The sequence below is a fragment of the Ammoniphilus soli genome (assembly GCF_040813775.1).
Genome location: NZ_JBEGDL010000008.1, coordinates 73,878 through 89,111, shown reverse-complemented (window position 1 = coordinate 89,111; position 15,234 = coordinate 73,878). Strand labels below are relative to the sequence as shown.

Below are 15,234 nucleotides of genomic sequence, written 5' to 3'. Positions count from 1 at the left end.
AAAAGTTATGGATACCAATTCGTTTTCGATATTTTTCATCATTCCTAAGCCATAGTATAGTTTTCTTAATAAATTTGAAAGGATGAGAAGACAATGGCTACTTATAAAATTGGTGTTTTGTATGGAGACGGGATCGGTCCGGAAATTACGAAAGCGACCGTAGAGGTGCTTTCGGCTGCAGTGGAGCATTTCAGCAACACCAAGCTAGAATTGATTGATTTGCCTATGGGATGGGTGGGTATTGAGGAACATGGTGATCCAATCCCGCAAGTGACGAAGGATGCTCTAAAAGAAACGCACGGGTGGATTATGGGACCCCATGATTCTGCTGCTTACCCTGCCGAGCATAAAGCGAATCGCAACCCAAGCGGCGAGCTGCGCCATTACTTTGATTTGTATTCCAATGTCCGGCCTGCGAAAACAATGCCTGACATCAAAAGTGTCGCTGGGGAAGCCGATCTGGTGATTTTCCGGGAAAACACCGAAGGCTTCTATTGTGACCGGAATATGTATGTGGGATCAGGTGAATGGCAGATTACACCTGATATCGTGATTTCGGCCGGAGTATTTACTAGAAAAGCGACGGAAAGAATTGCTCACGAAGCTTTTCGCATGGCGATGCAGCGACGTAAAAAGGTCACCATCGTTCATAAGGCTAACGTAATCAAGCTGGGAACAGGATTATTTCTAAATGTGTGCCGTGAAATCAGCCAGCAGTATCCAGAAGTAACGGTGGATGACTATCATATTGACGCCATGGCTGCCCACCTTGTCAGACGGACAAAAGATTTTGACGTCATCGTTACGGAGAATATGTATGGGGATATCCTTTCTGATCTCACCGGCGAATTGGTCGGCAGCTTAGGTCTTGCCCCTTCCATCAATACGAACGAAAATCAAGCGATGGCTCAAGCGGCTCATGGTTCGGCGCCGGATATTGCTGGAAAGAATATTGCAAACCCTATGGGAATCATGTTATCAACGGTGATGTTCCTGGATTGGCTGTCGGGTCGGCATGATGATCCGGAATTGTCCCAGCTGGCACGCCATATGGAAAACGCGATCATGGCAACGGTAGCGGAAGGCGTTCGCACTATGGATCTTGGCGGGGATGCATCGACTAGCGAATTTGCTGCGGCTATTGTGGAGAGGTTAGCGATATGAGGTTGTAGTGGGAAATTCGAGATTAAGGATTAACTGCTCCGGCTCATAAGGGCCTTTCTCAAGATAAGGGAATTCATTTCCACTATTTAGGTCGAATTGGGGAAAAAGTGAAATTTAAAGGAGATACTTTTTCCCTTATTTATATGGTTTTAATGTATTTTTCTCGAATAGGGGAAGAATTTATCATTAATTTATGAACTAAGTCCTCAAGCCACTCTATCTCAGCTGTTTCTGATGAAAACTCCTCATTTTTAAATATTCCAAATTGGCATGTTTGGCGATGAATAATCGCTATTTTTCTTATGTCTGCACATCTAATAGAATGAAAACAAGGAAAGGAGATCTAGAGCGAGGAAAGTCCAAATTATTGCCGATGATACAACAGGGGTCAATGATATCGGATTGGTATCCAGCAAACAGCCGTACTCGGTCAAGCTTGTAACGTTCAGTACGTATATGATTTGGAAGCGAATTCGGATGTTTTGATTACTGACACCCATAGCTGATTGATTCCCCTCAGAGTGGCGGATTAACCAAGACGTCGTCAATATCGTACATGAGTAATCCGAGCATCCTCAAGTCGCTTGGGGCTTGATCGCCAGTATGTTTATCGGCAATTTGATGCTGCTCATCCTGAATATGCCGCTTGTTAAGATGTTCGCCAAAATTATTGAAACGCCAAAGAAATATTTGCTTCCTAGTATTATTGCCATCTCGTTTTTTGGCGTATATGCGGTGCAGTTCTCGACCTTTGACTTAATCCTGCTCCTTGTTTGCGGTATCGTGGGTTACTATTTGCAGAAGAATGACTTTCCGATTGCTCCCATTGTACTCGGCCTGGTTTTGGGTCCAATGATAGAAAACAACATAAGACGGGCATTGACGGCCTCCAATGGTGATTTTATGGTGTTTTTGCAAAACCCCATCTCCCTCGTGCTTCTAATTATTGCCTTGCTGTGGGTGGCAGTGCCGCTTATTCTGCGGATGAGAGGGAAGAACGTCATTATTAATGAAGAAGCGTAGATGAGATGATCTATCATTCCTTTTTTTCATACCTAGACATAATTTATTGATATTTTATAAAGTCGCATGACTAGATTATGCTGAATACAAGAAAAGAAGATAGAAGGAGAGTAAACCGATGAGTATAATAGACCAATTTAAGGAAGTTCCCACGACCTGCATCTCGGACACGATGCAAGGGTTGAATAACCTGGATCCAGCGATTAAGCCATTAAAGGATGAATATCGAGTGGCAGGAAGAGCATTCACCGTAAAGATGCCTGTCGGGGACAATCGGATATTTCTACAAGCAATTAGGGAAGCCAAGCCAGGGGATGTTCTTGTGGTAGATGCCAAGGGAGATACCTACCGTCTGTAGCTGGTGACTTTATTGTTGGTTTGGCACAGTCGTTGGAAATTAACGGTATTATAGCCGATGGAGTCATTCGAGATATCGATGGAATTAAGCAATTAAATTATCCCGTATTTTGTAAGGGAACGACGGTTGCGGCAAGCGGAAAAGAAGGAATGGGAGAACTGAACGTACCGATCTCTTGCGGAGGTGCTACGATTCATCCAGGGGATATTATCGTTGGCGATGCGGACGGGGTGGTGGTTGTCCCTCAAGCCATCGAACAAGAAGTGCTAAAGAAGGCTTTAGAAAAGCTAGATTCTGATATAAAAAGAGCAGAAAAAGTCTCAGGTAAACGGGACGAAGTCATCAATTATTTGGATAACTTTCTTTCCAAGTAAAAAAACTCCTATCAGAATAATTCAAAGAAGCCAGACCGCTTTAAGTGGAAGTTTTTTATGCAGAATAAGGGGGATAGTTCGAGGGAGTTTATACTTTCTTATTCTGAAAAAAGAATGGGGTGGAGAGACATGGAAGACACCATTAAAGATACATGGAGAACTCGCGCAACACTAACGATCAACGACAAAATATATGATTACTTTCGAATCCATGCTCTAGAGGAACAAGGGATGGGAAACGTGGCAAGACTCCCCTACTCGGTGAAAGTTCTCTTGGAATCGGCTGTTCGCGAATTTGATGGCGTCGCGATTACAGAAGAACATATCAGCAAGCTAGCAAACTGGACGGCAGAACGCGATCCGAATCAGGAGGTTCCATTTAAGCCGGCTCGTATCCTTCTGCATGACACAACAGGACTGCCAGCGATGGTGGATATGGCCTCGATGCGTGAGAGTATGCAGCGTGCAGGAGGCAAGGTTTCAGCCGTCAATCCTCTTATTTCTGTGGATCTTGTGGTAGATCATTCCATTACCGTGGATTATTTCGGAAGACCTGATGCGATGGAGCTGAATGAGAAAATCAATTTTGAACGCAATATGGAAAGATTCCGCTTTTTCCGATGGGCGCAAAAAGCGTTTGATAACTTCCGGGTGGTTCCTCCGGCTTCTGGCATTATGCATCAAATTAATATGGAATATCTGGCCTCGGTCGCTGCCACCAAAGAGGAAGATGGTACAATAGTCTATCCGGATTCTCTTGTAGGAACAGATTCCCATACGACAATGATCAATGGGATGGGAGTCGTCGCATGGGGGGTTGGCGGAATCGAAGCTGAAGCGGCCATGCTGGGGCAGGCATTATATTTTGTTGTTCCTGAAGTGGTTGGATTCAAATTTACCGGTTCGCTTCCGGAAGGGACAACGGCAACAGATCTTGCTCTAACGGTAACGAATATCCTCCGCAAAAAAGGTGTGGTCGGTAAGTTTGTAGAGTTTTTCGGAGCAGGCGTATCGTCACTGAGTATAGCCGACCGGGCAACGATTGCCAATATGGCACCAGAATATGGAGCGACGATGGGCTTTTTCCCTGTTGACCAAGAGACTTTAAACTACCTAGCGTTAATTGGTAGAAGTGAAGAGCAGATCGCCCTCGTTGAGACGTATTATAAGGCCCAAGGCATGTTTATGGCTCCGGATAAACCCGAACCTATCTATTCGGAGCTCATTGAACTCGATCTCTCCACTGTCGTACCTAGCCTTGCAGGGCCTAAACGTCCGCAAGACCGCATTGACTTGACGGAGATGAAACAGAATTACCATGAGGTCATACGAAACCCGGTGGACAAGGGCGGATACGGATTGTCTGAGGGCGATTTGAAGAAAGAAATCGAGGTCAAGCATCCTAACGGGGAAAAATCATTAATCAAGAATGGAACCGTCGTCCTTGCAGCCATTACGAGCTGCACCAATACGTCGAATCCCAACGTACTGATCACAGCAGGCCTTGTTGCTAAAAACGCGGTTGAGAAAGGACTGAAAAAGCCAGCGTATGTGAAAAGTTCCTTGACGCCTGGGTCCCGTGTGGTAACGGATTACTTGAGCGAATCGGGACTCCTCACGTATCTTGAAGCGCTAGAATTTCATATTGCAGGCTACGGTTGCGCGACGTGCATCGGTAATTCAGGTCCACTGCCCCATGAGGTAAGTCAAGCAATCCTGGAAAATGACTTGACCGTAGCCGGGGTCTTATCTGGAAACCGGAACTTTGAAGGACGTGTGCATCCAGAAATCAAAGCCAACTATTTGGCTTCGCCTCCTCTTGTGATCGCATACGCATTAGCGGGTACTGTGGATATTGATCTGACGACAGAGCCTATCGGCTATGACCAAAAGGACCAACCGGTTTATTTAAAGGATATATGGCCTTCTTCAGGAGAAATCCAAAAATGGCTGGGTCACGCGGTTCGCCCTGAACTGTTCCGTGAGCGCTATAAGGAAGTATACAATGCGAATGATCTGTGGAATGAAATTGATGCTCCTGAAAGTGAGCTTTATGACTGGAATGAAACATCTACGTACATTCAAAATCCTCCGTTCCTGGATGAACTGCCTGAGCTTCCTGGTGACATTCAGGAAATGAAAGGCGCTCGCACGCTAGCCATTTTAGGAGACTCGGTCACTACGGATCATCTCTCCCCATCGGGTGCAATCAGGCCAGATAGCCCTGCCGGACGTTATTTGCTAGAGAACGGAGTGAAACGAGAAGATTTTAATTCTTATCCTTCTAGAAGAGGAAACCATAAAGTCATGATCCGAGGAGCTTTGGCGAATCATAGAATCCGCAATCGAATGGTTCCGGGAACAGAGGGCGGGGTAACCAAGTATTTGCCGACTGGTGAAATCATGACGATCTTTGAAGCTAGCATGAAGTATCAGGAAGATCAAACCCCGCTATTCCTTATCGCCGGGAAAGAGTATGGAACAGGAAGCTCACGGGATTGGGCAGCTAAAGGAACCCATTTACTTGGGGTGAAAGCGGTCATTGCGGAAAGCTTTGAGCGTATTCATCGAAGTAACTTAGTTGGGATGGGGGTTCTTCCCTTACAGTTTGTACCTGGAACAAGTGCTGCATCTCTCGGTTTTACCGGCCATGAAACCTTTGAAACAATTGGCTTAGGCCAGTCGATCAAACCAAGCCAAACGATAAAGATTCAAGCGACTCGAGAGGATGGAAGTTCTTTTCATTTTGAGACGATTGTCCGTTTGGATAGTGTTGTGGATATTGAGTATTACCGCAATGGCGGGATTATGCAAAAAGTAGTTCGTCGTTTAAAAAGCAGATAATAGATCGATATATGGATGAAGAGGTGTCCCAAAAGGGAGCCTCTTTTTTCTTTGCTAAGCATAGGGATTTCTTCATTTTGGGGGGCGGGGGTAGGGGAGCGGTTAACAGGAGAAAGTCCGACTATTTTTAAAAATGGATGATTTTTGGCGAAAATAGCGGGAGAAAGTCCGGTTATTTCTATAAAACAAAGAAAAAAACCAGGTTTTTTTAGATTTAACCGGATAAAATCCGCTTATTTTTCGTGTTTTTGGTCTAATTCATGGAATAGTCGGAGAAACTCCTGCTATCAGTTACCTGCAAGAAGAGGATGGAGGAATCAAAAGAATCTTTCCCTTGCTTTTCCTATTTTCCATAAACTCTTGAGCTGCCCTCGCTTCTTCAAGCGGGAATTGGTTGCCTATAACGATCCGCAACCGATCTTCTTTGATAAAGCCGAGTACCTTATCAGCTATGCTGCCTAAATGGTCGGGCCGATGTTTTCTCGTTGTTCCTAAACTGAACCCCAAGACAGATCGGCAGCTGGCATGAAGATCTTTGGTTTGTATGTTTGCCGTCTGCCCGCTGGCATTGCCAAAATGAACTAATCTACCGTAATAAGCTAAACAATTTAGGCTTTGTTCGGCTACGACTCCGGAAATCGAGTCTAAGACCACATCTGCCCCTTTGCCTTCCGTGATTTCAAGTGTTTTTTCCACAAAATTTTCTCTGGAGGTATTAATGACATAATCCGCCCCCGCATCCAAGGCGACCGAAACCTTTTCATCTGTGCTTACTGCTCCGATGACCTGTTTTGCACCAAGAATTTTCGCAAGTTGTATGGCTGTTGTACCGATCCCTCCTGCTGCAGCATGGATTAGAACGGTTTCACCGGGCGTGATCCGCCCTACTTCGGCTAACAGCGCATAAGAAGTAAAGGAGACGATCGGACAAGCTGCGGCCGTGATGAAATCGACCTGATCTGGCAAGGCAAACGTAAGATTGCTATCGGCAACCGCATATTCAGCATAAGACCCGTTTTTAGGGAAGGCAATGACGCGTTGCCCTACATGAAATTCCTTTACATTTTGACCGATTTCGCAAATGGTTCCGGCACAATCCAGACCCGGTATAAACGGTGGCTGCTTGCCATCTTTATTCCCGTAACGCGCCTTTATATCGGCAAAATTAACACTGGTCGCTTCCACTTGGATCAATACTTGATGGGGGCCAACGGTTGGTTTCTCAACCTGTCGATATTCGAGCACTTCAGGGCCGCCGTAGCTTGAAACGAGTACTGCATTCAAAGGTAAACCCTCCTTTATGTATTAGTAGAATACGGAACATTCATGCTACTGAAATCAATATAATACAAACCTTTCAGATTTAAAACTCATATTTATAACAAAGAAGTGATATTCCAATTCGTTATGGACAGCTATGAAAATCCAATATTTTTATACTAGCTCATACAGGAATACAATAAATTCATGGAAGTGACCGATGCTGTAGGTCAGTTGGAAGAATGATCAGGTCATTTGACATATGATGGGGGAAACGCAAAGGAGGGGATGGCACATGCCGGAGGAAAACCAAGAGAAAATCAAGGAAACCGTGAAAGACCAGTTTGCAAGAAATGCAGAAAAGTATGTGACGAGTGAAACCCATGCCAAAGGGGATGATTTGGCCCTTATGGTCGAGTGGATGCAGCCGAAAGGGGACTGGACCGTACTGGACATTGCTACAGGTGGCGGTCATGTAACGAAACACCTGTCTCCCCATGTTGCTCATATTTTTGCCACGGATCTAACACGTGAAATGCTGGCCACAGCTCAAAGACATCTCTCGCGGACTTGCGAAAATGTGTGGTATATGGTGGCTGATGCCGAAGAACTGCCATTTCTCGATCAGACTTTTGATGTAGTCACCTGCCGCATCGCCGCTCACCACTTTCCGAAGCCGAGTAAATTTGTGCAGGAAGCCGCGAGAGTGCTGAAGCCCGGCGGAAAGTTTCTGTTGATTGATAATGTGGTCCCGGATGACGACCAGCTGGATGTATTCGTGAACAAGCTTGAATATTTAAGAGATAATAGCCACGTACGATGCCACCGCATGAAGGAATGGAAGGCGTGGGCAACGGATTCTGGTTTCGAAACGGTAAATTCGCGTCTCCGAAAAAAGACCTTTGATTTCCCGACATGGGTCAGGCGAACGACTCAGTCGGAAGAACAAGTGGAGCTTGTTGAGCAGCATATTCTGCAATCCGATCAGAAGATGCAGCTATATTGCGGATTAATTATAAAGGATGGCCAAATCTCAACCATCCATATTGATGAATGGATGGTTCTATTTACAAAACCTTGTTAAAAACTTGTGGTGGAGGTGTTGGCAATGGGCGGCATTGGAACAAAAGCGATTATTGATATTAACCAAACGGCGAATCGGTTTGAGTCAAGTATCGTACTTAGGATGAACGATAAAAACCTGGATGCTAATAGTATTCTGGGGTTGAGTATGACACTTCTTAGTGCAACATCGTATAAGCTTGAGATCCATGGAACGGATGAAGCAGAGGCCAAAGCGGCCATGGTCGAGATGTTTAATAAACATAATCTGATATTAGAAAGACTAAAAGGGTTAAAAGAGAGATCCAAGCGGTGTTAACCAGTCCCGATATGAGCGTAAAATCGATGATGGCTTTATTGTCTTAAAAAATGAAAATCAGAGCCATATTAATTGTAAAAAAGAAGACAAAGGGCATTCATGCTCAATGTCTTCTTTTTTATGAAATTGGATAGTGTATCTTATAGTCTATGGCCATCCCATTCGTCAATAAACTTCACAAAAGCTTTCACTACATTTAGCTCTAGGAATTCCTTATGATAAAACATCCATGTCTTTCTTATAATAGGTTTACCTTCTTTATTCGTTAGGTCTACCTTATAAATCTCTTCTATATTTTCGAGAAACATGGAAGGGATGATGGCATACCCTAAACCATTTATGACCATTTCTTTGCATGTATCTCCTTGGTCAACTACCATGGCCAGGTTGGGGGTGAGTATAATGTTCAGCCCACCAATCATCAACTAATCTCTTATAGAGGGAATCCGTACGGTAATTGATTCTAGGCAACTGAGGGAGCTGGTTTAAATCAAGCTCATATTTTGAGGCAATGCATAGCTTTTCTTCCAGTATTAATTTTTTCTGATCGGGCCAGGTGTAGTCTCCTCGAACAAATCCGATATGGACATCCTGGTTATACACTAAATTGAAGACGTCTTTACTAAACCCCGTCTCGACTTGAAAATCAACTTGTGGATACTGTTCTTTAAATTGCCTTAAAAGGCCAGGCAGTTTATATTTGCTGAAGAAATTTGAAACGCCTAATCTTAACGTGCCAGCGACCCGGTGATTGAAGTTTTTGAGATCTTCTTTAATTTCCCTTAGAGTAATGAGCATTTCTTCTGCTCGCTTAGCCAGATACTCTCCCTCCGGAGTAAATTGCACACCTTTTATTCCTCGATGGACAATAATTACCCCAAGGTCTTTTTCGATTTGCTTCAATCGCTTCGTCAGCGTGGGTTGAGCGATATACAAACTTTGTCTAGCTTTCGTAATGCTTTTCTCTTTAAACAGCGTGTGCAGAATCAGCCAGTCGCGATCATCCATTTTCATCCTCCAGTGGTTGTATCATTTTATATTAATACAATGGGATCTTAAGTTCCATTGACGAGAAGTTTCACTTAGAGCGGAAAGGGGATTGGTTTTCCTCTGGCTCGTTCAATATTGGTGGATTAAGGTTTGAAAAATATGTCGAAACTGAGGGTGATTACCTTATGTTACATTACGAAAATTTTATTCATGAAGTCGGTGATCATGTTGAAAGTTCAATCGCGAATGGTAATTGAAGCGGCTCCATAAGTTGGGAAGATCAAATACGAAACACTCATTCATGATGAAATGAAAATAAACAGTGAGGCCAATTTATTAATGGAGAAAATCAACGTGATTGGTTCGCTCAACCACGTTGATGGATAAAACAAAGTGCTTAATTTGGAGAAAATAGGAAAATACCAATTAGCTGCGGCCATCATATTATTTGAAATCGGAAGTGTCGCTTTATTCGAGCTGGGAATTGGGGCGAAGCAAGACGCTTGGCTGGCTGTGTTGTCAGGCATGTGCACCGGACTCCTATTGATGTGGGTCTATCTTTCCATCCAACACCGGGAGCCTGAAAAGAATCTCATACAAATTCTGTTAAGCTATTTGGGTCGATATATCGGGGGAAGCATCGCGTTTTTATATGTCGTTCATTTTGCTTATCAGTCCATGAGGAATACGCGAGACTTTGGAGACCTGATCCTCATAACGATCATGCCCCAAACGCCCATTTTTGTTGTTATGCTTGTACTGATTCTTTTGTCCAGCTATGCCATCTTTAAGGGAATAGAGGTCTTTTTCCGCACTTTGGAATTTTTGTTTCCCTTTGCCGTGCTGGGGTATTTCTCTCTCATCATCATGTTCTTTGTATCTGGGGTAATAGAGGCGGAACGGATCCTGCCGATACTGGAAAATGGAGTCAGGCCAGTGTTGAAAGAGGCGATTCCCAATATTCTCATGGTTCCGTTCGGGCAAATGGCGTTGTTCCTCATGTTTTGGAAGCATCTTTCCAATAAGAATGAACTTACCAAGATGACGATGCGTTCTTATGTATTCGTGGGCTTGTTTCTGGTAATGATCAATTGGCTTAATCTTGTCTGCCTTGGGGTGCCATTGACAAGTATTAGTACCATTCCGTTACTGCATTGTGTCCGCCTGATTCAAATTGCCGACTTTCTGGAGCGGTTTGATCCTGTTGTTGTATTGCTGCTGTTCATCGGCTTATACGCCAAGATGACGGCTTACTATCTGGGGGCTGTTCTTGCACTGTCCCAGCTGCTCCATATCGATTACAAAAAAGTCATGTGGCCAGTGGGGGCAGCCATTTTTTCAACTTCCTTTATTCCTTCTAGTTATATTCAGCATATTTGGATCGGCTTTAAGATAAGCCACAATACGGATTTTGTCCTGTTTCAGGCGATTATTCCCATTTTGCTGCTGTTGGTTATGGCGGTTAGAGGGCGAAGGAAACAAGCATAATTGGAACAAGAGGCGGGAGTTTATCCATGTTCAAGAAATGGTTTCAACGAGCAAACAAGAAAAAGAGAATAAAGTCAGAACCTAACCACCGGCCCAGCAGCAATGACTCCTTATCCGCCCGGTTATCGGTTAATGTGCAAAAAATCAAGGAAATCAGCGGAAACAGCCCGGATATCACAATACGCTGGATGGAAGCGGGGGCAGGAGGCGAATGGGACATTGCCGTTGTGTATATCAATGGGCTTGCTGACTCCAACACGGTGAATAATGTCATCGTTAAATCGCTGATGCAGGAAACCGAGAAAGAAGCAGGACAATCATGGATGGGCGTTGATGTTCTATCTTTGATTAAGAAAAGGGTTCTTACCGTTGGGGGTGTAGGAGACATTCACGATATGGACCAATTGTTATCCTCTTTATTTTCCGGGGATACGATTATCCTAGTCGAAGGATATGGCCGGGGACTATCCGCCGGTACCTTAGGATGGGAGCACCGCGGAGTGGAGGAGCCCCAATCCCAAACGGTCATTCGGGGCCCGAAGGAAGGGTTTACGGAAAACCTCACCACCAATACGGCCCTTCTCCGAAGAAAAATCCAAAGTCCCCAGCTTTGGATGGAAATGAAAAAAATCGGCAGAGTGACCCAAACCAAAGTGGCGGTGATGTATCTCAAGGGCGTGGCGAATGAAAAAGTCGTGGCGGAAGTGATGCTTCGATTGGACCGGATCGATACCGACAGCATTTTAGAGGGCGGCTATATTGAAGAATTCATTCAAGATGCGACCTTTACTCCTTTTCCGACGATTGCGAATACGGAGCGGCCTGATGCTGTAGCAGGAGCGATCCTGGAGGGGCAAATCGCCATCCTGGTCGATGGAACCCCATTTGTTCTGCTTGCACCAGTCACGTTCTTCAAATTTTTCCAATCCAGCGAAGATTACTATCATCGGTACGATATTTCGACTTTCATAAGGATTATGCGCTACACCGCTTTTATCGTGTCGATGCTGCTTCCATCCCTTTATATAGCCGTCACCACCTACCACCAGGAAATGCTGCCGACCACCCTTTTGATCAGTTTGATGGCCCAGCGGGAGGGGATTCCTTTTCCGGCTTTTGTAGAAGCGCTCATCATGGAAGTCACGTTTGAAGTTCTTCGCGAGGCGGGAGTTCGCATGCCGCGGGCGATCGGTCCAGCCATCTCCATCGTAGGCGCCCTTGTATTGGGACAAGCTGCCGTTCAGGCGGGGCTGGTTTCGGCCGGTATGGTCATTATCGTATCGTTTACTGCCATTTCCAACTTTGTGGCCCCGGCTTTCAACATTGCCATCGCCGCAAGGTTGCTTCGTTTCTTTTTTATGGTACTTGCTGCTACGTTGGGCCTGTTTGGCATTATGGCCGGCTTGATTGCCGTCTTAATTCATATGGCTGGACTTCGTTCTTTTGGAGTGCCTTACCTGACCCCGATGGCTCCGTTTATTCCAGCGAATCAAAAGGATGTTTTGGTTCGGGTGCCATGGTGGGCGATGTTTACCCGGCCGCGGCTGATCAGCCAGCATAACAGCATCCGCCAGGGGAAAAATCTTAAGCCTTCTCCCCATGAGGAAAAGGAAGAATTCGAATCGGAAAAGGATTGATTTTATATGCAGCAGGTGAGAATTACCACATGGCAGGTTATCCTTCTGATCATTAGTATGATCTTGCCTACTGCCATCTTGAGCGTTCCTTCGATGGTTGTGGAGCATGCCAGCTCCGATGCTTGGGTTTCCTTGCTATTGGCGACGGCCGCAGGAGTGGGGGGAGCTTATATATCCGGTACGATATCGATTAAGTATCCTCGCTTGACTATCTTCAAAATTATGGAGAAAACCTTGGGCCGTGTTCCGAGCAAGGTGATCGGGTTTATGATGACTTACTACTTTTTTGTCAGCGGTTTCGGCGTCCTGCGGCAGTTTGTGAATTTCATGGTGGACTCGGTCATGAAGCAGACGCCTCCGCTTGTATTTGGCATTGTTGCGGTTCTTTTGGTTATGTATGCCCTGTATTACGGAATCGAAGTGATTGCTCGGGTGAACCAAATCATTTTGATGACTAGTTTTTTCGTATTTTTATTGAGTACGTTGTTTTATCTGAAAGAAATGAAGTTCGATCGGCTGCTGCCCATCCTGGACACGCCTTTCAACCGGATTCTGATGGGGGCTGTTGCCCCTTTTAGCTGGCTTTCCGAATCCATGGTGATTCTGCTGTTGGCACCGTTTTTAATCCATCCGGGCAAAGCAAGAAAAGCCGCCGTTCTAGGAGTCGTCTTGACCGGCTTAAGTATGGCGTGGACGATTATTGGGTCCATTGCTATTTTTGGGGAAAAAACGCTGGCCTTGTTCGCCTATCCTACCTTTAACGTGTTCCGCATTATTGAAGTTGCTGGTTTTCTCGAGCGGATCGACGCCTTGTTCATTGCCGTATGGGTCGGGACGATGATCATGAAGCTTACCGTTTTTATGTTCTGCGGGTTTTATTGCTTCACCCAGACCTTCGGGATCCGGGAGCAGATTCCTTTCCTGTTTCCGTATGGCATGTTAACCATGTCCTTGTCTATTGTTTCCTGGAGAAATGTAGCCGAATTAAATCTTTATCAACTATATACGGCAACAAGCCGTTTGCTTTTTATCAATATTGTCATTCCGGCTATCCTCCTCATTGTTGTACTTTGGAAAAACAGAAAAAAGCGGGTGGGTACATGAAGCGCAGGTGCTTAACGCTCTTCGTCATTGTAATTTCTATCTTTCAAGTCGGCTGCTGGAACAGGATAGAGTTGAATGAAATAGGGGCTATAATGGGAACAGCCATCGATCTGGAGAAAGAGGAATGGGTGACTTCCTATCAAATCGTCATTCCCCAATCGATCGCCACCCAAGCGGGAGGGGGAGGCGGGGGGAGCCAGACCCCGGTTACGGTATTTTCAACAAAAGGGAAAAGCTTGCTTGAAACGATTCAGCGGATCAGTCTGGAATCATCCCGTACCCCTTTTTTCGCGCATAACCGGGTTCTTGTCATTAGCGAGAAGGTTGCTAAGGAGAAAGGGGTTACCGAAATCGTTGATTTTTATTTGCGTGACGGGGAGAGCAGGGAAACCATGGTTGTTGTATTGAGCAAAGGCCGTGCCCGGGATATATTAGAAGCACTTACTCCACAGGAAAAGATTCCTGCGCACGCGATCGATCAGATATTCAGGAGGACCGAAACCCAAATGTCCATTGCAAGAAGAATCAGACTGATTGATTTTGTGTCCATGCTGGTCAATCCACAAGCCAGTGCGGTTGTACCGGAAATACGGGTGTCAGGCAATCCCGAAAAGCAATCTTCCCTCGATGCGCTGAAGGAAACCTCGCAAAAAGGGGTCATTAAGATTGGAGACATCGGAATATTCAAAAAGGATAAGCTTGCAGGCTGGCTGAAACAGGAAGAAGCAATGGGGATGGCCTGGCTGACAGACCATGTCCAAAATGCGGTCATTTCGTTTGCCTGTTCGGAAAAAGAAGAAGCGGGCAAGATGTCGACATTTCTTGTAGAACGCTCCTCTACAAACTTAAAGCCAGTCATAAAAAACGAGAAAATCACCATGACGGCAGAAATCGAGTCAGAAGGGATTCTGAATGAAACGTCATGCACCTTGGATTTGAGTAAGCCAGAAAATATAAAAAAAGTAGAAAAGCAACTGGAAAAGCAGATCCGGGAAGATATCTTAAGAACATGGGCACAGGCTAAAAAGATGGAAGCCGATATCCTGGGGTTTGGAGAGGAGATTCATAAAGAATATCCCAAACAGTGGAAGAAACTACAACAGGAGTGGGGGAAGCAATTGGGGGATGTGGAATTGAGCTTAAAAATAGACGTTTCAGTCCGTCGTACGGGAATGATTAATAAACCGTTTTCCACCATCATGCAGAAATAAGGAGACCTAAGTGAATACGTTACTTATATTGTTTGTTCATGGGATCATCCTTTATTTTGTTGTTCGGAGCTTGCGGAAACAAAAAAAAACGAAAGAATTGCTTCTATTCATTTCCCTCATGCTCTTTTCCGCCTACGCCGGGATCGCGGAATCCGCTTCCCTGCCGCTTCCTACTTTTGTGGTAAAGGGGGAGGATGTGATTTTTCGACCGATCGGAAAATGGATCGAACAGATGCTAGGGGGGCCGTTTGATTGAGTTAAAGGGAGTTTCATCATTGGGGAAGAAACTCCTAAAACGGAAAACGCGGCCCGTGGAAAGGACTCATTAGTTGGATATTTGAGATAGATCTGCAGCGATAGTGGGAGGTTTTCCATTTAAATCAGTCCGTCTAGATCAAAA

10 protein-coding genes and 3 pseudogenes are annotated in these 15,234 nt (G+C 45.1%); 11 read left to right on the top strand and 2 right to left on the bottom strand.

Annotation, left to right across the window (positions count from 1 at the left end):
- Positions 1-93: 93 nt before the first annotated feature.
- The 4 genes and pseudogenes from ABLT31_RS16890 to acnA all read left to right on the top strand — a co-directional run bounded on the left by ABLT31_RS16890 (position 94) and on the right by acnA (position 5,763).
- On the top strand, positions 94-1,164 hold the full coding sequence (locus ABLT31_RS16890; protein ID WP_367753669.1) for an isocitrate/isopropylmalate dehydrogenase family protein: 1,071 nt from the start codon (positions 94-96) through the stop codon (positions 1,162-1,164).
- Positions 1,165-1,731: 567 nt separating this feature from the next.
- A pseudogene (locus ABLT31_RS16885) lies at positions 1,732-2,187 on the top strand (tripartite tricarboxylate transporter permease); the annotation flags it as partial.
- A 118-nt stretch (positions 2,188-2,305) separates the two neighbouring features.
- A pseudogene (locus ABLT31_RS16880) lies at positions 2,306-2,919 on the top strand (RraA family protein).
- A 129-nt stretch (positions 2,920-3,048) separates the two neighbouring features.
- Positions 3,049-5,763, top strand: coding sequence for an aconitate hydratase AcnA (acnA, locus tag ABLT31_RS16875; protein WP_367753667.1), 2,715 nt, complete (start codon positions 3,049-3,051; stop codon positions 5,761-5,763).
- A gap of 291 nt (positions 5,764-6,054) precedes the next feature.
- Here the strand turns inward: acnA and ABLT31_RS16870 are convergent, their stop codons facing one another.
- Positions 6,055-7,047 (bottom strand): quinone oxidoreductase family protein, encoded by a 993-nt coding sequence (locus ABLT31_RS16870; protein WP_367753665.1) that lies wholly within the window; start codon positions 7,045-7,047, stop codon positions 6,055-6,057.
- A gap of 271 nt (positions 7,048-7,318) precedes the next feature.
- Between ABLT31_RS16870 and ABLT31_RS16865 the strand changes: the two genes are divergently transcribed.
- Positions 7,319-8,107, top strand: coding sequence for a class I SAM-dependent methyltransferase (locus ABLT31_RS16865; RefSeq protein WP_367753663.1), 789 nt, complete (start codon positions 7,319-7,321; stop codon positions 8,105-8,107).
- Positions 8,108-8,131: 24 nt separating this feature from the next.
- Complete coding sequence (locus ABLT31_RS16860) at positions 8,132-8,404, top strand: HPr family phosphocarrier protein (protein ID WP_367753661.1); 273 nt, start codon at positions 8,132-8,134, stop codon at positions 8,402-8,404.
- Between the two features lie 140 nt (positions 8,405-8,544).
- Here ABLT31_RS16860 and ABLT31_RS16855 read toward each other — a convergent pair.
- A pseudogene (locus ABLT31_RS16855) lies at positions 8,545-9,412 on the bottom strand (LysR family transcriptional regulator).
- Between the two features lie 375 nt (positions 9,413-9,787).
- Here ABLT31_RS16855 and ABLT31_RS16850 point away from each other — a divergent pair.
- The 5 genes from ABLT31_RS16850 to ABLT31_RS16830 are packed head-to-tail and all read left to right on the top strand — an operon-like array spanning position 9,788 to position 15,090.
- Positions 9,788-10,882, top strand: a complete 1,095-nt coding sequence (locus ABLT31_RS16850) for a GerAB/ArcD/ProY family transporter (protein WP_367753659.1) — start codon at positions 9,788-9,790, stop codon at positions 10,880-10,882.
- A gap of 26 nt (positions 10,883-10,908) precedes the next feature.
- The gene (locus tag ABLT31_RS16845; RefSeq protein WP_367753657.1) at positions 10,909-12,519 is read left to right on the top strand and encodes a spore germination protein; all 1,611 of its coding nucleotides are present in this window, start codon (positions 10,909-10,911) and stop codon (positions 12,517-12,519) included.
- 6 nt (positions 12,520-12,525) lie between these two features.
- Positions 12,526-13,623, top strand: coding sequence for a GerAB/ArcD/ProY family transporter (locus ABLT31_RS16840; protein WP_367753655.1), 1,098 nt, complete (start codon positions 12,526-12,528; stop codon positions 13,621-13,623).
- Positions 13,620-14,834: a Ger(x)C family spore germination protein gene (locus ABLT31_RS16835; RefSeq protein ID WP_367753653.1), complete on the top strand. Its 1,215-nt coding sequence runs from the start codon at positions 13,620-13,622 to the stop codon at positions 14,832-14,834. The genes ABLT31_RS16840 and ABLT31_RS16835 overlap by 4 nt, the downstream gene beginning before the upstream one ends.
- 10 nt (positions 14,835-14,844) lie before the next feature.
- On the top strand, positions 14,845-15,090 hold the full coding sequence (locus tag ABLT31_RS16830) for a hypothetical protein (RefSeq protein WP_367753651.1): 246 nt from the start codon (positions 14,845-14,847) through the stop codon (positions 15,088-15,090).
- The last annotated feature ends 144 nt before the right edge of the window (positions 15,091-15,234 follow it).